At 44.2% G+C, this 18,110-nt stretch carries 13 protein-coding genes; 11 read left to right on the top strand and 2 right to left on the bottom strand.

Going from position 1 to position 18,110, the window contains the following annotated elements:
* Positions 1-244: 244 nt before the first annotated feature.
* The 3 genes from AB6E85_RS10335 (at position 245) to AB6E85_RS10325 (ending at position 5,796) form a co-directional block, all read left to right on the top strand.
* Positions 245-2,434 carry an immunoglobulin-like domain-containing protein gene (locus AB6E85_RS10335; RefSeq protein ID WP_372142536.1) on the top strand — a complete coding sequence of 730 codons (2,190 nt, stop codon included), beginning with the start codon at positions 245-247 and terminating at the stop codon, positions 2,432-2,434.
* Positions 2,435-2,783: 349 nt separating this feature from the next.
* On the top strand, positions 2,784-3,584 hold the full coding sequence (locus tag AB6E85_RS10330) for a LysR substrate-binding domain-containing protein (protein WP_372142675.1): 801 nt from the start codon (positions 2,784-2,786) through the stop codon (positions 3,582-3,584).
* Positions 3,585-3,765: 181 nt separating this feature from the next.
* Entirely contained in the window at positions 3,766-5,796 is a 2,031-nt protein-coding gene (locus AB6E85_RS10325; RefSeq protein WP_050645220.1) for a TonB-dependent receptor domain-containing protein, read from the top strand.
* Positions 5,797-5,926: 130 nt separating this feature from the next.
* Here AB6E85_RS10325 and AB6E85_RS10320 read toward each other — a convergent pair whose 3' ends face one another.
* The gene (locus AB6E85_RS10320) at positions 5,927-6,670 is read right to left on the bottom strand and encodes a class I SAM-dependent methyltransferase (protein ID WP_372142534.1); all 744 of its coding nucleotides are present in this window, start codon (positions 6,668-6,670) and stop codon (positions 5,927-5,929) included.
* Positions 6,671-6,882: 212 nt separating this feature from the next.
* Positions 6,883-8,178 (bottom strand): diguanylate cyclase, encoded by a 1,296-nt coding sequence (locus AB6E85_RS10315; RefSeq protein ID WP_372142532.1) that lies wholly within the window; start codon positions 8,176-8,178, stop codon positions 6,883-6,885.
* Positions 8,179-8,452: 274 nt separating this feature from the next.
* Here AB6E85_RS10315 and AB6E85_RS10310 point away from each other — a divergent pair, with 274 nt between their 5' ends.
* The 8 genes from AB6E85_RS10310 (at position 8,453) to AB6E85_RS10275 (ending at position 18,099) form a co-directional block, all read left to right on the top strand.
* Positions 8,453-8,977 carry a GNAT family N-acetyltransferase gene (locus AB6E85_RS10310; protein WP_372142530.1) on the top strand — a complete coding sequence of 175 codons (525 nt, stop codon included), beginning with the start codon at positions 8,453-8,455 and terminating at the stop codon, positions 8,975-8,977.
* Positions 8,978-8,991: 14 nt separating this feature from the next.
* Positions 8,992-9,588 carry a LysE/ArgO family amino acid transporter gene (locus AB6E85_RS10305; protein WP_050645216.1) on the top strand — a complete coding sequence of 199 codons (597 nt, stop codon included), beginning with the start codon at positions 8,992-8,994 and terminating at the stop codon, positions 9,586-9,588.
* Positions 9,589-9,761: 173 nt separating this feature from the next.
* Entirely contained in the window at positions 9,762-10,418 is a 657-nt protein-coding gene (locus AB6E85_RS10300; RefSeq protein WP_372142529.1) for a glutathione S-transferase family protein, read from the top strand.
* 508 nt (positions 10,419-10,926) lie between these two features.
* A complete protein-coding gene (locus AB6E85_RS10295; RefSeq protein ID WP_372142527.1) occupies positions 10,927-11,496 on the top strand; it encodes a porin family protein in 570 nt (189 codons plus the stop codon).
* A gap of 213 nt (positions 11,497-11,709) precedes the next feature.
* Positions 11,710-12,963, top strand: a complete 1,254-nt coding sequence (gene sbcD / locus AB6E85_RS10290; RefSeq protein WP_372142526.1) for an exonuclease subunit SbcD — start codon at positions 11,710-11,712, stop codon at positions 12,961-12,963.
* 5 nt (positions 12,964-12,968) lie between these two features.
* Positions 12,969-16,685 (top strand): AAA family ATPase, encoded by a 3,717-nt coding sequence (locus tag AB6E85_RS10285; protein WP_372142524.1) that lies wholly within the window; start codon positions 12,969-12,971, stop codon positions 16,683-16,685.
* Positions 16,686-16,917: 232 nt separating this feature from the next.
* Positions 16,918-17,067: a DUF2256 domain-containing protein gene (locus AB6E85_RS10280; protein WP_082153984.1), complete on the top strand. Its 150-nt coding sequence runs from the start codon at positions 16,918-16,920 to the stop codon at positions 17,065-17,067.
* Between the two features lie 147 nt (positions 17,068-17,214).
* Complete coding sequence (locus AB6E85_RS10275; RefSeq protein ID WP_081231109.1) at positions 17,215-18,099, top strand: PA4780 family RIO1-like protein kinase; 885 nt, start codon at positions 17,215-17,217, stop codon at positions 18,097-18,099.
* Positions 18,100-18,110: the final 11 nt, after the last annotated feature.

Raw genomic sequence — 18,110 nt, 5'->3', positions numbered from 1 at the left:
TAAGGTTGATTAAACATTTGCACGGTCAATGTGTTCGACCGAAAATAACAGTTTTTAGCATTTCAATTTGAATCAAAAGTCAAAATCATATTGATTCTGATATTCAATCTGTGACTTAAAATCACAAGTTAAATCAAAGGTCATCTTTTCCTATAAATTCCATTACTTCTCTATAAATATTCATGATTACAATGAATTGGTTCGGTTGTGATTGGCACAGCTGTTAAGTAAGGAAGTGGGACTAATGTTGAAACGTAAAGCTCTACAATTAGCAGTATCGGTCGGCATGGCGGCTATGTCTGGCGCTGTTTATGCGAATGGTTCAGATATGACGAATCCAGATTCTGGCGTCGTGGTTGGCTATTGGCATAACTGGTGTGACGGTGGCGGTTACCAAGGTGGTAATGCGCCATGTGTGACGCTGGATGAAGTGAACCCAATGTACAACATCGTGAATGTGTCATTCATGAAGGTTTACGATGTGGCTGATGGTCGAATCCCAACTTTTAAACTGGACCCAACCATTGGGCTTTCAGAAGAACAATTTATTGACCAAATCTCTGAACTCAACAAGCAAGGTCGCTCTGTACTGTTGGCTTTGGGTGGTGCTGATGCACACGTAGAGCTAGAAACCGGTGATGAAAGAGCCTTTGCTGATGAGATTATCCGTCTTACCGAGCGTTACGGTTTCGATGGCCTAGATATCGACCTTGAACAAGCAGCCGTAACCGCAGCGAACAACCAAACCGTGATTCCAGATGCACTTAAGCTAGTGAAAGATCACTACCGTGCAGAAGGTAAAAACTTCCTTATTACTATGGCGCCTGAGTTCCCGTATCTAACGACGGGTGGTAAGTACGTTCCTTATATCGATAATCTAGAAGGCTACTACGACTGGATTAACCCACAGTTCTACAACCAAGGTGGCGACGGTATCTGGGTTGAAGGCGTGGGTTGGATTGCTCAAAATAACGATGCGTTAAAAGAAGAATTCATCTACTACATCTCTGATTCGCTTATCAACGGAACGCGTGGCTTCCACAAAATCCCACATGACAAGCTCGTGTTTGGTATTCCTTCAAGTATCGATGCTGCAGCGACAGGTTTTGTGCAAGAGCCACAAGATTTATACGACGCGTTTGATAGCCTAACGGCGCAAGGCCAACCGCTACGTGGTGTGATGACTTGGTCTATCAACTGGGACATGGGCACTAACAAAAACGGCCAACAATACAACGAGCAGTTTATTAAAGACTACGGCCCGTTTGTACACGGTCAAGTAACGCCACCACCAGTCGAGGGTGAGCCAGTTCTTAAAGGTGTCGAAAATACGCGTATTCTTCACGGAACAACATTTGATCCTATGGATGGCGTAACGGCAACAGACAAAGAAGACGGCGATCTAACTTCATCAATCGATGTTGAAGGTTACGTTGAAACCAGTGTTATTGGCACTTACGTTTTGACTTACCGAGTGAAAGACAGCGATAACAACGAAACCACAAAAGCGCGAACGGTAGAGGTTTACAGCCAGAAGCCAGTATTTAATGGTGTGTCGGACACGACTGTTGTGTTGGGAACTGCGTTTGATGCTATGGCAGGCGTGACGGCGAATGATGCTGAAGATGGCGACCTGACAAGCACTATTACACACACAGGCAGTGTCGATGTAAATGAAATCGGCAACTACACACTTGTGTATAGCGTAACAGACAGCGCGAACCAAACTATAACCGCTGACCGTAAGGTGTCTGTGACTGATGGTTCTAACTGTGCTGCTGCATGGGATGTAGATACCGTTTATGTTGAAGGTGATCAAGTATCTCATGACGGTTCAACGTGGGGAGCAGGTTGGTACACTCGCGGCGAAGAACCAGGAACAACGGGTGAGTGGGGCGTTTGGAGAAAAGTTTCAGACTCTTCTTGTGGTGGTAACCCAGATCCGGGCGGTGACTTAGAGCTTTCAGTTTCAGGGCTTCAATCAGAATATGCGCCAGATAACGGTAATGTTCGTTTAGAACTGACGCTAACATCAAATGAAGCGTTAGATGTTACCGCTATGGTGATCAACAGTGCAGGTACTGTGGTTGAGCAAACTAAGGTCAACGTTACGGACAGTCGCGCTATTACCATCGACTTATACGATGTAGCGGAAGGGCAATATGCACTTGAAGTGGTCGGTAAAGCATCTGACGGTGAAATGGTGATGGTAAACGATTCTTTCGCTGTTAAAGACGGTGGTGGTACAACACCACCTCCAGGTGATTACCCTCCATATGAAGCGGGCACCAACTACGCAGCGGGTGACATTGTGGTCGGCAGCGATAATGGCTTGTACGAATGTAAACCTTGGCCATACACGGCATGGTGTGCAAGTGCGTCTTACGCTCCAGCAGATAGCCAATATTGGCAAGATGCTTGGACTAAGTTGTAGTCTGATAGCTCAACGCTAGCAATATAAAGTAGACGATCAAAGAGAGGCCACTGTGCCTCTCTTTTTTATGTTTAAACATTTCTGACTTCGAGCTTTAACACCCACTTAACCTTAAACTCTACTCTGCATATTGCTCTAGATCAAAATAGGAGTGATTATCAATTGTATTACTTGTTAAGAAATAGCACTATGCGCTCATTGAATTTTTTATATTGTTAATATTTGCATAATGAATCTTGCTCAAGTCGACCTCAATCTACTCGTTATTCTTAAACACCTTCTTGAAGAGAAGCACGTTTCCAACACGGCATTGGCGCTGGATATGAGCCAACCAACGGTGAGCTGATCTCTGCAAAAACTGCGTACCGTTTTCAATGATGACCTATTGGTGCGAGCGGCTTATGGCTATGAGTTAACGCCAAAAGCAGAAGCCATTAAGCAAGATCTCAATTCGGTTCTGACACGTTTAGAAAAGCTGGTGCATGGCGATGTATTCGAACCGCAAAGTAGTGACAGTACGGTTCGTTTCTTTGGTTTAGTACCTAATGTCGCGCACTTGCTGCCCAAGGTAGTTGCGGAGATACGCCAACAAGCGCCGAACATGACTGTTGATATCGACTCGATTCCTAAACGACACTTTGAGCCTCTGTTATCTGGTGATGCGCACTTTGTGTTGTCGACCCACGAGCCATTAAGTTCAGAGCAAAATTTGTATCGAATGTTCGTGATTAGCCGAGATTACCGTTTGTTGATGAGTAAAAACCATCCTCTGGCAGATAAAGAGATCACGGTTGATGACTTGTTGAATAGCCAACTTGGTCAAATCTCACTGCAAGGGGATAAGAAGCTATCGATCGAAAGTCGATTTAAAGATCTTGGCTTGATTGATAAGCAGCGCCAGCTGTCCATTCCAATTCAGCTTTCCAATTTTAACGTCGCGCCGGATATGGCAGAAGCAACCGACATCATCTTTCATTTACCGACACCTTTTGCTCAACAAGCCGCTAAGCAAAGAGATCTTGTTTGTAAACGTGTGCCTAAAGCGTTGCGCCACCCATCAGAAGACGTCTACTTATACTGGCATAAGCGCTTTCATAACGACCCGATGTGTCGCTGGGTTCGCAATATATTCAAAGAGCTTTATACATAATTCATCTGCAGGGTGAATGAAAATTATGAATACCTATCGAGTTGAATATAGATCTCTTTCGTTATTTGAATGGTGAATAACGAGAATCGATTTTTGGTATGAAACTTTCGTTGATAAGAATGGTAGTCGGTTGTTTAATGCAAACCATTATCATTACTAATCACATATAAGAATGAATATCATGTCTGAGAGATCTCTTTTGATTCGCAAACCCCTTTCGATCGCAGTCGCTGTTATTTGTACCTCACTTTCAGCTAACGTGTTAGCGCAAGAAGAAGCGCAAGCAACAGATGAACAAATGGTTGTTACGGCAACTCGTACCGAGATGGCACTAAAACAAGCGCCAGCTTCAATGTCGGTTATCACCGCGCAAGACATTGAAGATAGCCCTGGTATTACCTTGGCTGACATCGTTGCCGAATCAACGAGTGTTGAGTCTGATTTTGATAGCACTCGTGCTGGCCGTCAGATGATCTCTATTCGTGGTATGGATTCAGACTACACACTTATCATGGTGAATGGCCGTCGTTTAAGCTCGGCGAGTGCCATCATCCGTGGTAACGACTTCGACCTATCAACTATTCCTGCTGATTCAATTGAACGTGTTGAAATCATCCGTGGCCCAATGTCTGCACTTTACGGTTCAGATGGTATGGGCGGTACAATCAACATCATCACTAAGGCTCCAGAAAACGATTGGAGCTCTACTCTAAGCATGGACTCGTCATCTCCAATGGATGGTAACGGTGGCCAAGAGCAGTCTGTTGGTTTTACTACTTCTGGTGCGTTGATTGAAGATGAGCTGTTCGCGCGAGTTTCTGTTAACCAAACAAGCCGTAACGCATGGCAACCATATTCTGGTACACACAGCTCTGGTTACGATCGTGAAGATATTACAGCTTTAGAAGACCGTGACACGCTAAGCATGCTTGCAAGCCTGACATGGCATGCGACAGATAACCAAACCATCGATTTTGACTTTGGTTACAGCGACGACGAGCGTAATTCTGCGGCTGAAAGTTCAAGCTCAGTTATTGAGTCTGACACGCGTGTTGTACGTAACAGCCAAGCGATTACACACAGCGGTTTTTGGAGCTGGGGTGACACGCAAGTACGTTACTCACGCGAAAATGTGACTGACAATGATGCGGCTGATCTGGGTAATAACTTCAGCAGCGATATCGAAGAGTTAACTCAGATTGTTGAAGCGTCTGCGACCACTTATCTTGGTGAAAGCCATACGCTAACGTTTGGTATGGATTACCAACTGAGCGAGCTGACGAACAAAGAGAACCTAGTGAGTGGTTCGTCTGAAGCTTACCAAGGTGCACTGTTTGTACAAGACCAATGGTTAATGACGGATCAACTAACGGCAACCATTGGTGGTCGTTTAGATAAACATGAACTGTACGGTGAAGAGTTCAGCCCACGTGTGTACTTGGTACACCAAACAACGAATGACCTGATCATCAAAGGTGGTGTGGGTAAAGCATTTAAAGCACCAACATTGACTCAAAACCAATCTGACTATCAGGTACCAAGCTGTAAAGGTGGCTGTGCGTTAGTCGGTAATGAAGATCTAAGCCCAGAAACTAGCTTAAACTACGAGTTGGCGGCAGTTTACACTCAACCTCGTTGGAATATCGAAGCGGCATTGTTCCGAAATGAGATTAATGACCTGATTGAAAGAACGGAAGGTTACTGTCCAGAAGGCGGTGATTGGAACGAAAGTGCTCGTCAATGTGAAAACCCTGACGGCACACCAACGGGTAATTTAGGCGCAAAAACTTACCAAAACGTCTCTGAAGCAATCATTCAAGGTGTTGAGCTAGGTGGTATGTATCAAATCTCTGATAAGTGGGCGTTTTCTGGTAACTACACTTACCTAGATACTGAAGATAAGTCGACAGGCGAACAGCTACTTGAGCGTTACAAGCACTCGGGTTTAGTTAAACTGAACTGGAGCCCGACTTTCGACCTGAACACCTTTGTTAGTGCTCGTTACCGTGGTGAGCGTCAGATCGAAAGCGACCTAACTCAAGACGCATACACAACATTGAACATCGGCACAGTGTACAACGTGAATGATTCAGTACGACTGCGTGCAGGTATTTCGAACCTAACGGACGAGTCAGTATCTGAAGAACTAGAATATCTAGGTTATGTTGAAGAGCCACGTACTTACTACGTAGGTATGACAGCTGACTTCTAATCTAGAGTTCAGTAACTGATAGCTTGATACAAAAGAATCCACACTGACTGATGCTCTATAAGGAGAATGGCGAGTGTGGGTTCTTTTTTTGATCTATAGGTTTGGCTTAACTCGCCACGTATCTATTTATCTAGATTTTGACACATGTGATCAGCGCATTACCGGACTGAGTATCCCAAGGAATCAGCTTGTCGTAATCGTGCTCGAAGATATTAACCTCGAAGTAGGGCTTCAATATCTCGATTAACTCCTTAAACGAGAATGCCACCATCGGGTGTTCATCATTCCACACTTGAGTTTCACCAGCAGTCGTCTTTTCGATACTAAGCTTTAGCGCTTGCTTATCACCCTGACCAGAGTAATACCAACCAGAACGGAACGTGAAATCGTCTTTGTCTTGGTTTGTTGTGTGTCTAACAAACAGGTCGTTGCTGATCTTGTCTTTATCAACCACGTTAAAACAGAAAATACCTTCTGGCTTCAACGCGCGATGCACACTTTCAATACACTCTTTAAGCTTCTCAAGGCCATCGTTGTAATGGATGGAATACAGGAAGCAAGTGATAAGATCGAGTGGTTCCGTGACCTCAAAGTTACTCATGTTTTGTACTGAGAACTTGGCTTCCGGGCAGCGAACTTCTGCGATATCTAACATCGGCTTGTTAAGATCTAGGCCACCGCTTTGGTAACCGAAATCAATAAAATGACGAACGTGTGGGCCAGTGCCACAAGCTAAGTCGAGGTGTGTTGTTCCTTCATTTCCAAAGATTTGATGGAGTCTACGTACGCAGTTACTTTGCGCTTGGTAGTCAATATCTACACACATTAAATCATAGTAACCGGATAGGTCGGTATAGAGTGCGTTGGCGGACATATTTGCCTGCAGCATAAGCTGAAAAATTAGGGTGGCGCATCATATACCGAAATTGGAAAATCGCAATCAAATATCGTTCAATATAGGCGCTTTAATTCTTGGTCGCTGTACTTTCATTATCTGTTGGCTGGCTTCAATTCGTCAGGTTAACCGGCTTATTTGACGCATGTTTGAAATACCTCTGGATCACGAAAGAGAGAAAAGAGCTGGGATTAAGCAATAGCTTCCTGGCAAACCACATCATCATTGATAGATACCTGGTTTTTCCCACTTGTTTTTGAACGATAAAGTGCATCATCCGTCACCCGAATTAGCGTGTTAATGTTGTTGGGTGAGTGACACATACATCGGTTGGTGATGCCAATACTGACGCTCGATGTAAATTGACGGCGATTGAATCCAACAAAAGTATGCCTATTAAAAGCACGGCAGATACGTTCGCCTATGACTTGGGTATGTTCAGGTTTCGCGTTGGGAATGAACACAATAAACTCCTCTCCGCCCCATCGTCCAACTACGCCATTGAGTAATTCAACGTGAGTTTTAATGGAATCGGCTAAGTGTTTAATGACAGCATCACCAACACTGTGACCAAACTGATCGTTTATTAATTTAAAGTCATCGATATCAATCAGCATACAAGACATTTCTATTTGCTGATTCACTGGCTTCTTTATCCAATCATAAATGGCGCGACGATTGAGTACCTGCGTTAAGTCATCATACATAGCGCGGTGCAGCAGCTCTTTTTCTAACAAGACCTTGTCTGTGACTTCTTCGAGAATCACTTGAATGGCGTCTTCACCTTCCCAGTTAATCACGTTGTCATAAATATTGAAGTATTTATAGCTGCCATCAAAGCAATGGTTGGATACTACAGAGCTGAAGTTGGGTGTATTGCCATTGAGAATGCTCTCGCACCGCCGGATGGCATTTGAATGCTGTTCTTCAGGAATGATTGAAATGATTGAGTCCATCGCAAGTACTTGCTCGATAGATTCGGCACCTTGTTGCTCAACCCAAGCTTGATTAACCATCAAAGGTTTGAAGTTTCGGTGGATCAAAATACCTTGTTTCGATGTACTGAGTAATTTTCGATACATGAGATCTGTTTCGTGGCGTTTACGCTGCGCCTCTAACATTGATGTGATGTCAATGACGTGTACTTCAAGCGCAGGTTTGTTATTCAGTTCAATGACATGTGATAAACAAAATATGGAGATTTTGCGACCATTAGCTGGAATGTCCGTGTACAATTTTCCCTTATCAAACTTGCCTTTTATTGCCTCTAGGTAGCGTTTTTTGGCTAGGTTTTGGTAATTGTCGGGAACTAAGGCATACACAAACTCAACATTGTGTAATAACTCATTGCGGTTTCGATAACCAAAGATTTGAGCGATCTCGTTGTCGACATCAATAATTCGATGGTTTTGAAGTGTCATCCGCCCTTGTGCCGAGTCGAAGTTTTGGCAGGGCATAGTGGTGGTTAGATCTAGTTGAATACTCATATCGGCCTGACTACTTATTCGTTAACTGAAACAGGTGTTGCTCCCTCGCTGCTGCGACCTACGGGCTTTGTGGCACGCTTTTATGACGAGACTAGATAGGAAAAATATGGTATCTAGGTAAACCCAGTGTGACATTTATAATTTTATGATGAATCAGTAATTTTACTGATTCAAACCGAGTTCTTGAAAAGGAAACAATTCAGGAAAGTAGGCCAGTAATTAAAGCCAAATCACTCAAGCTAAATATGCGAACCAAACAAGGAGAGTTGGGACAATGACATCAGCAATAAATGCACAGGATTCAATGGAAAATGGAACAGCGTTGGAAAGCAGTACTTCAATAGAAATTAAGCTTGATGACTTGTCGGGTGGAGAAGTCATTGAATTGCTTGAAGAGCACCTTGCCGATATGTACGCAACTTCGCCAGCCGAAAGCGTTCATGCTCTGGATCTGAACGGACTCAAGTCACCAGAAATTACCTTTTTCAGTGCTTGGAAAGACAGCCAACTGCTTGGGTGTGTCGCCATTAAAGAGCTGAATACCCAACACGCTGAACTCAAATCGATGAGAACCTCACAGTTTGCTCGAAAGTCAGGCGTTGCTAGCCAACTTTTACAACACGCGTTAGATACAGCGGCCATTCGCCAATATCAAACAATCAGCTTAGAGACAGGCTCAGAAGATTACTTCAAGCCAGCACGTAACCTGTATGAAAAGTTTGGCTTCGGATACTGTGACCCCTTTGCTGATTATGTGTTGGACCCGCACAGCCAGTTTATGCGTATTGAGTTGCGTTAAGAGGCTAGCTTTAGATGTCGACTTACTTCGCAGGGTTCTCCCTTGGCCTTTCGTTGATTCTTGCGATTGGCTCTCAAAATGCGTTTGTTTTAAAGCAAGGGCTTAAGAACCAACACGTATTGGCAGTTTGCGCTGTATGTGCCATTTCTGACGCCTTACTCATTAGCTTTGGCGTGACGGGCTTTGGCGCAATCGTTAAGCAGTTCCCACAAATTGAACAGTTCGCCCGTTATGGTGGGGCTATCTTTTTGGGTGTCTATTCATTCTTAAGCTTCCGTTCAGCATTTACTGAAAACCACGCCTTAGAAGCCACTGCTGAAACCAAAGACTCGTTAACCAAAGCGATTGCGATGTGTTTGGCGTTCACTTGGCTTAATCCGCATGTGTATTTGGATACTGTGGTATTGCTGGGTTCTATCTCAACTCAATATCAACCTAACCAAATGTTGTTTGGCGCTGGTGCCGTATCGGCGTCGTTTGTGTTCTTCTTCTCACTTGGATATGGCGCTCGCTTCTTGGCTCCAATGTTTAAGAACCCGAGAGCGTGGAAGGTGTTGGAATTTGTCGTTGGCGTGATCATGGCATCTATTGCAATATCTTTGATCGTCTAGCTGCGCGTAATTAGGCATTCAAGCTTACTACTTAAAGTGCGTATCTAAAGTGACTGCCTTTAGTTATCTCGCATTTAATTATTTCCAAAAAAATAGAATTATTTTTCGTCTTTCAGTTTTGGCGTTCGTCTTAGGGGTACAAATACAAATTAATGACCTAATTCGGAGTCACCATGATTAAACTTGTTAGCTTTAAAAACTGCCCATTCGTTCAACGTGTAATGGGTGCTTTGGTAATGAAAAATGTCCCATTTGAAATTGAATACATTGAGCTAAATAATAAACCTCAATGGTTCCTAGATATTTCGCCAAACGGACAAGTGCCTGTCTTGATTACAGAAAATGAAACGGTTCTTTTTGAGTCAGATGCAATTGTTGAATACCTAGATGATAAATATGCGCCGATAGAAGAAGTGTCTGCCGAGCAAAAGGCACTAGATCGTGCTTGGTCTTATCAGGCAAGCAAACATTACATGCCGCAATGTGGAACCATGGGCAGTAAAGATAAAGAAACATTTGAGACGCGTTTAGCAAACCTTCAAAAATCCTTCCAAAAGGCCGAGAATAAATTGGGTGGCAGTGACTTCTTTAAAGGCGATTATATCTCTAATGTCGACATCGCTTGGCTACCACTGTTGCACCGAGCGTCAGTAATTAAAGAAGGCTCTGGTTTTGATATGCTTGAAGGCTTCCCGAAAGTACAGAAGTGGCAAGCGGCGCTAATTGAATCTGGCTTGACCGAAAAAACCGTCCCTGCGGACTTTATTGAGAAGTTCAGCGGTTTCTATTTAACGAATAACTACTTGGCTAGTCTTGCTGACGCTCGTTAATAACATAAATTAAATTGAAATATATTTTAATAGCAGACCGTTCCAAATAATCACTCTCCAAAAATAAAACTCATTCTTCTCTTTATATCTTTTATTGGATAAAGAGAGAAACAGGGTGAGTTTTTATATTTAGGCATGAAAATTCAGGTTGATTTTGAGAGCGGATGAAAATTTAATTAGCTCGATAACAATCTGATTGTAATAAGTTTAATGTTGATGATGCTCCTGTTTACTATCAGGTTTATTCGTATTTTAGTGCTCGTTATGCCTCAGGAAATACAGCTGTCTCATAAATAAGACTTGATTAAATATCTATGATTGTTCGTTTGATGACCTAAAAATCTTGTGGTACTTTCTCATTCGCTCCGTAAATGAACAGTGTTTTATTATTCATTTGGAGTTGCTTATTTAATTTATTTTAAACAGTAACGCAACAGGTGAAATAGTGTCGGAAACTATTGGCTGTTGGTCAACGTTGCTGTAGGACAGACAAAAAAAGGGTATTTTCATGCTTAAATCATCATTTCTATTGGGTCTAGTTGGCTTAGTTTCACTTCCTACACTTGCTGCTGGTATCGAGGGTGGTCCATACATTGGCGCAGGCCTTGGTGTGTATCAAGACTCAGACACGGACGGCGCAGGTAGTCTAGATGCTGAAAGCATGGGGTACAGCCTTTATGGTGGCTATCAGTTTAACCGTATTGTAGGTATCGAACTTGGTTACACAGATTATGCTGATTACGAAAAATTTGGCACTAAAGTACTTTCACCAACATCTTTCTCTGTTGCGGCAAATTTGGGTTACACGTTTGATAATTCAATTCGTCCGTTTGTAACCGCAGGCCTTAGCTACGTTGATCTAAACTCTAAGGGCTCTAGTTACATTGATGATGATTCTGGTGCAGGCTTCCATTTTGGTATCGGTGTTGAATACACGCCAGTAGAAAACCTAACCTTACGTTTGATCTCACAAGCAGATGCAGTAAATATCGAATTCTTCGGCCCGAATGGTAATAGATTGGCAAGCCGTGATGTAGCGTTTAGCACAGTAACTCTGGGCGCTTCGTACAATTTTTAATGACCTCTGTGAAATAGCTTAATGCTAAAGTTATGGACACCTAAAACCGCTCTAACGTTGAGCGGTTTTTTTATGTCAAAAATAACGATTGGTCACGCTATCGGCGGAGTTGGTCCAAAGCCTGAAATTAGTTGGTTTTCACAAGCTTATAAAAGGGAATTATCTCGACTATTTTGGTAGATTAAAGGTATTACAGACTTCCAGTGAGCAGCAATGAAGATTCTTCACACGTCCGATTGGCACCTTGGCCAAAACTTCTACAATAAAAGCCGTAAGAATGAACATGAACGGTTTTTACAATGGTTACTTGAGCAAGTTACAGAGCACGACATCGACGCGATCATTGTTGCTGGCGACATTTTTGATACCAGTACACCGCCGAGTTACGCTCGTGAGATGTATAACAAGTTTGTGGTCGATTCGAACAAGATCGGTTGCCAATTGGTGTTATTAGGTGGAAATCACGATTCAGTCTCTGTGCTTAAAGAGACCCAACAGCTGCTCAAATACATGGGTGCAGACGTGATTCCAAACACTAATGAAGATCATGCGACTCAGGTTGTCGAACTAAAAGGCAAGAACGGCGATGTAGAAGCGCTGGTTTGTGCCATTCCTTTTATTCGTCCTCGCGATGTGTTGATGAGCCAAGCCGGTGTCACAGGAGTTGAGCGTCAGAAGCAACTCGGCGATGCAATCAAACAGCACTACCAAAGTGTTTATGATGCGGCGGTTGCAAAGCGTGCGACGTTTGATAACAGCGAGCACATGCCGATTATCGCTACCGGTCATTTAACGGCGATGGGTGTCCAACAATCGGATTCTGTGCGTGATATCTATGTCGGCAACCTTGATGGTTTCGCCGCTGATGGCTTCCCAGACGCAGACTATATCGCACTTGGTCATATCCATCGCCCACAAGTGGTGGCAAAGCGTGAATACATTCGTTATTCAGGCTCTCCAATCCCACTAAGTTTTGATGAACTTAAGTCTCAGAAACAAGTGTGTGTTGTTGAGTTTGTTGAAGGTGAGCGCACCATTTCTCAATTGCCTGTTCCCACATTCCAACTTCTAGCTGAAATCAAAGGCGACTTGAGCGAGATCGAATCTCAGCTTAACCAATACATAGGTTTAGATAGCGACCAAAGCGTGTGGTTATCGATAGAAGTGCAAGCGCAAGATTACTTGTCGGATCTACAAGAGCGCATGCGTTCATTAACTGACGGTTTGAATGTGGAAGTACTTCAACTGCGCCGAGCAAGAGAGCGTCGTAATCAAGCATTAGAGCAAGAGTCGGCAGAGACCTTATCTGAACTGAGCCCGATGGACGTGTTTAGCAAGCGTATTGCCTTAGAAGAGTTTGAAACGGATTCTGAAAAAGCACGTTTAGAGCGAATGACAGTGAAGTTTAAACAAGTGATGGTTGAAGTGTCCGAGAGCGCTCAAGCGCCAAACAAAGTAGAAGAGTAACCAGTATGAAGATTTTAAGCCTAGAATTTGAAAACCTGAACTCTTTGAAAGGACGTTGGAAGCTCGATTTCACCCAATCACCGTTTGCAGAAAATGGTCTGTTTGCGATTACTGGCCCAACAGGGGCGGGTAAAACAACCATTCTTGATGCGATTTGTTTGGCATTGTTCCACCGCACACCGCGTTTGAAGAGCATTGCCAAAGGCAACAATGAATTAATGACGCGTGGCACGGGTGAGTGTTTTGCTGAGCTGGAGTTTGAAGTGCAGGGCAAAACGTATCGCTCTAACTTCCACCAAAAGCGAGCGCGCGGAAAATACGATGGCGCATTACAAACGCCAACGTGTGAGTTTGCCGATGCTGACACCGATAAAGTCTTAGAAACCATGCTGACCAAGAAAACCAAGTTGGTGGAGCAGGTAACAGGTCTCGATTTTTCACGCTTCACTAAATCGATCATGTTGTCTCAGGGTGAGTTTGCGGCGTTCTTAAATGCCAATGCTAACGACCGTGCAGAGCTACTTGAAGAGCTGACGGGAACCGAAGTTTATAGCCTGATTTCAGAGCGTATCTACGATCATTTTAAGTCGAGTGAAGAGTCGCTTAATCACCTTAAAGCGAAAGCCGAAGGTGTGAGCTTACTGTCTGAACAGCAAATCAAAGAGCTGACCGCAGAACGAGAAACGCTAGAAGCTGAGCAGAAGCGTTTAGCCGAGCAATTAAAAGAGTGGCAAGCGCATCTAAGCTGGTGGAAAGACGTGACCAAAGCTGAGCAAACTATTGCGACCAGTGATCACGATCTTAAAACAGCTCAAGATGACCTAGACCGTAATCAACCTTCATTAGAGCGTTTGGCAAACAGTGAGCCGGCTGAAAAGCTGCGTCCAATGCACAAAGATTTAAAGCGTTGCGAACAAGAGATAAACACCACTCAAGCTCACTTAGATAACAGCACTAAGTTACTTGCCGTTCGTGATGCAGAGAAGCAAGACGCGCAAACTAAACTGACGCAAAGCAGTGCGATTGTCGAACAGGTAAAAACCGAGCAACAAGATCAAGAGAAGATCATCGATCTGGTGCGTCCGCTAGATAACCAAATCGTCGTACTCAAAGATAAACAAACTGCGGCCGTTAATGCAGCGAATACGCTAAACGAGCAACATACGCAGCAGCGTAATCAACAGATTGGTTTAGTCCAAGAAACAGATGCACTGAAGCAACAAGATCAACTCTGCACTGAGTACCTAAATACGCATCAAGCTGACCAACACCTGGAAAAATACCTAGGTCAATGGCAAGCAAAGGTCGAGCAAGTTCGTACTCTAGAGCGTCAGCATTCAGAACAGTTGAACTCAGCGAAGCAAGCTTTGTCTGCGGTTGATGCTCAGCAAACGATCATCAGATCTGCGAAAGAAGCTAAAGCAACGCAAGATAAAACTTTAGCTGAGTTGGTTTTGGTAGAGAGTAGTGCAAAGCAACAGTGGGAAGCATTGCAAGGCAACACCAGTGAGCAAGTGCTGAATGCGCAAAAAGATCTGTTGGAGTTTTGGAACCGCAATACCCACTCATTACTCGAGATCAATCGTGGTTTCCTAAATGCCCAGCAACAGCTGCACGCAAAAACACAGGCACATCAAACCAACACTCAGTTGGTTGACAAGCTTTCGAAAGAGCGTGAAGTGTTGGTGGAGCGATATAAAGAGAGAGAGACTTCGCTTGAACGATTAACGCGTTTGATTGATCAAGAAGGTGAATTAGCAAAATATCGTGCAGCTCTAGAATCTGGGTCTGAATGCCCACTGTGTGGTTCAACAGAGCATTCGATTGAACAGTCGCAAGATATTGCAAATTTGGTTGCTCAAAAAGATAGGGAAAACCTAGAGCTAACGGCTATCAAAAAAGAAGGCCAAGATCATCGTCAGCAGTTAGATTCTCTTGCCCCTATGATTGCAGCGCTTAACGATGACATTCAACGTGCTCAAGCGGATATTCAGCAGGCTCAATTGAATTGGCAAGGCGTTGTCGGCAAGCTTCAACAGAGCTTATCGGATTTCGTTGGCACGGCTCCTGAATTGGCACTACTAACGATTAACGATTTAGGCAATGAAGCCACAGTCGCGACCTTTGCTCAGCAGTGTGAACTTCAACTAAGTCAGAGCGCGCAGCAACTCAAAGCGTTGGGTGATGCTAAAGCGCATTACGCTGAAGCTGAGAAACAACGCCTGTCTGTAAGTGTTATGGCTGACAAGGCACAATCGAATCTCGAGTTGGCCGAGCATCGCTTAGCGGATCTGAATAAGCAAAACCAAGTCGCGAACGAACAAGTGACTCAAATAGCTCAAGCGAAAGAGCAGCAATGGAGCGACTTGAAAGAGAGCATTGTTCAAACTTCTATCGAAGCGCCTGAACTTGAACATATCGATGATTGGTTTACTGCGAAATCACAAGCATCAAGCACATGGCAGCAAACTAAACAGCAACAGGCCGATATTGAGAAGCAACTGATTACTCAAAATGCCGAATTGAAAACCTTAGATGACAAGCTAAGCAGTGTTGAGAAAGAGCTCGCGACACTGACGCAACAGAGTGAGTCTTTAGTGTCAGAACTCACTCGTGTAACGGCTGAACGAACAGAGTTGTTTGGTGACAAAGATATTCAAGCCACCAGCAATGCGATGAAGCAAAAAGTCACTGACGCGGTAAATGCATTTGATGCCACGCAGTTGGTGCTTAACCGTAGTGAACTTGAACATCGAACCGAGCAAACCAAACACACTGGTTTCTCGGACGAGTTAGTCAGTAAGCAATCCAGCTACACACAAGCGTCGAATGCTTGGTTAGAAGCACTGAAAACGAGCCCATTCGAAGATGAGGCTAATTTTGAAGCGGCGTTGTTGGATGAAGAGGTTAGAACTCAACTTCAAAGCCTGAAGAAGTCTTTAGACGAAGCGATTGTCAGTGCACAAGCAAGGTTGAATACCGCCAAAGCGGCGCAAGTGGATCTACAAAACCACGAAAATGCGAAAGCATGGCAAGAGCAAGACCAACAGCAAGTTGAAGAAGCGACGACTGAGTGTCAAAACGCACAACAAAGCCATGCGACAAAGATCGGTGCAATTTCTGCCAATCTTGAAACGGATAGCCAGAACCGCAGCAATCAGCAAGATCTGTTCAAGCAGATCGATGAGCAACAAGTCGAGTTTGATGATATCTCACGTCTGAACTCACTTATCGGTTCTAAGAACGGCGATAAATTCCGTAAGTTTGCCCAAGGTTTAACGTTGGAAAACTTGGTGTACCTTGCGAACAAGCAGCTACAACGTTTGCATGGTCGTTACGAACTTAAACGCAAAGCCGACGATGGTTTAGAACTGCAAGTGCTCGACACATGGCAGGGCGATGTGATGCGTGATACCAAGACGTTATCAGGTGGTGAAAGCTTCTTGGTGAGCTTGGCGTTGGCATTAGCGCTTTCTGATCTTGTGAGCTACAAAACCAGTATTGATTCTCTGTTCTTAGATGAAGGCTTCGGCACGCTGGATAGTGACACATTGGACATTGCCCTTAACGCGTTAGATAACTTGAATGCATCAGGCAAGATGATCGGTGTCATTAGCCACGTTGAAGCACTGAAAGAGCGAGTACCCGTTCAGCTTAAAGTGACAAAACACTCTGGTTTAGGTGTGAGTGAGATGGAGAAACAGTACAAGGTTGTGACTTAGATTTAGCTGTATTCATTATCGTCATTCCCTAAAGTGAGGTACGAACGCAATAGGGAATCCAGCTTTGCCATTGATACAGCAGATCCCCGACTCAGTCGTTCCTCCTTCTCGAGGATGACGGAGTCGGGAGTTGTCATAAATCACTACGCCGTCATTCCCTAAAGTGAGTCACGAGCGTAATAGGGAATCTCTAGTAAACGCAGGAAGTGGATGCTTCAAGAAGGAAACGGCCATGCACAAAAAGCCCCATCTACCGACTAAGACATGTCCTGTTTGCCAAAAGCCTTTCGCATGGCGTAAAAAATGGCAGCGCTGTTGGGATGACGTGATCTACTGTTCTGAACGTTGTCGTCGTAATAAATCTGAGTCTTCATACTCTTGAATAGATCAGCTCAATCCTCACGCTCTAAACCCACTAACTCCAATATTTCCTTCCTTTGTCATCATTTTGATGATCCTTTAATCGTTTCGTCATTCATTTCTCAAGTTAATATTTCTATCTGTAAGATAAGTGATGTATAAAGGCGGCATGAAGATACCTAAAAGAATACAGCCTTTAGTTGACGATGGTTTAGTCGACGAGGTGACAAGCCAACTCATGAGTGGCAAAGAAGCATCGGTGTACATTGTACGCTGCGGCGATACGATCCGTTGTGCCAAGGTATATAAGGAAATTAGCCAACGCAGCTTTAAAAAAGCGACCGCGTATCGTGAAGGCCGAAAAGTCCGAAATAGCCGCCGTGCTCGAGCGATGGAAAAAGGCTCTGGCTTTGGTCGTGAACAACAAGAAAAGGTTTGGCAAAGTGCCGAAGTGGATGCCTTATACAAACTGGCAGAAGCGGGCGTTCGTGTGCCTGTGCCTTATGGTTGCTTTGATGGCGTGCTGCTTATGGAGCTGGTTACTGACGATGATGGTTACGTTGCGCCACGTTTGAACGATGTCGTGATGTCTGCAGAGCAAGCGATCGAAGACCACGCTGTGATGATGACTTACGTAGTTAAAATGCTGTGTGTTGGTTTGATCCATGGTGACTTGTCTGAGTTCAACGTACTGGTTGATGAATACGGCCCAGTGATTATCGATCTACCGCAAGCGGTTGACGCTTCGGCGAACAACAACGCTGAGTGGATGCTGGCTCGTGACATCAATAACATCCGTGATTATTACGCTCAGTTTGCTCCTGAATTGGCGAAAACCGAGTATGCCAAGGAAATGTGGGCGCTGTACGAGAAAGGCGACTTGAAGCCAGACAGCAAGCTAACGGGTGAGTTTACGGAAACGGACGACTTGGCTGATATCGAAGCCATCATGCAAGAGATAGACGCTGCGCGAATTGAAGAACAACACCGACGTGAACGTGCGAAAGAAGAGAAAGAAGGTGTCGACGATAGCAAGTTCAATTGGGCTGAGTAATCGCGATGATC

The sequence above is a fragment of the Vibrio sp. 10N.247.311.51 genome (genome assembly GCF_041467855.1).
Taxonomy (GTDB): Bacteria; Pseudomonadota; Gammaproteobacteria; order Enterobacterales; family Vibrionaceae; genus Vibrio; species Vibrio coralliirubri.
Note: the sequence above shows the minus strand (reverse complement) of the source record. Positions and strands in the feature narration are given on the sequence as shown.

Bases quoted from the DNA above. Each gene is read 5' to 3' on its own strand.
- AB6E85_RS10335 (WP_372142536.1), top strand. From the start codon at position 245: ATGTTGAAACGTAAAGCTCTACAATTAGCAGTATCGGTCGGCATGGCG.
- AB6E85_RS10325 (WP_050645220.1), top strand. From the start codon at position 3,766: ATGTCTGAGAGATCTCTTTTGATTCGCAAACCCCTTTCGATCGCAGTC.
- AB6E85_RS10320 (WP_372142534.1), bottom strand. From the start codon at position 6,670: ATGTCCGCCAACGCACTCTATACCGACCTATCCGGTTACTATGATTTA.
- AB6E85_RS10315 (WP_372142532.1), bottom strand. From the start codon at position 8,178: ATGAGTATTCAACTAGATCTAACCACCACTATGCCCTGCCAAAACTTC.
- AB6E85_RS10310 (WP_372142530.1), top strand. From the start codon at position 8,453: ATGACATCAGCAATAAATGCACAGGATTCAATGGAAAATGGAACAGCG.
- AB6E85_RS10305 (WP_050645216.1), top strand. From the start codon at position 8,992: ATGTCGACTTACTTCGCAGGGTTCTCCCTTGGCCTTTCGTTGATTCTT.
- AB6E85_RS10300 (WP_372142529.1), top strand. From the start codon at position 9,762: ATGATTAAACTTGTTAGCTTTAAAAACTGCCCATTCGTTCAACGTGTA.
- AB6E85_RS10295 (WP_372142527.1), top strand. From the start codon at position 10,927: ATGCTTAAATCATCATTTCTATTGGGTCTAGTTGGCTTAGTTTCACTT.
- sbcD (WP_372142526.1), top strand. From the start codon at position 11,710: ATGAAGATTCTTCACACGTCCGATTGGCACCTTGGCCAAAACTTCTAC.
- AB6E85_RS10285 (WP_372142524.1), top strand. From the start codon at position 12,969: ATGAAGATTTTAAGCCTAGAATTTGAAAACCTGAACTCTTTGAAAGGA.
- AB6E85_RS10280 (WP_082153984.1), top strand. From the start codon at position 16,918: ATGCACAAAAAGCCCCATCTACCGACTAAGACATGTCCTGTTTGCCAA.
- AB6E85_RS10275 (WP_081231109.1), top strand. From the start codon at position 17,215: ATGAAGATACCTAAAAGAATACAGCCTTTAGTTGACGATGGTTTAGTC.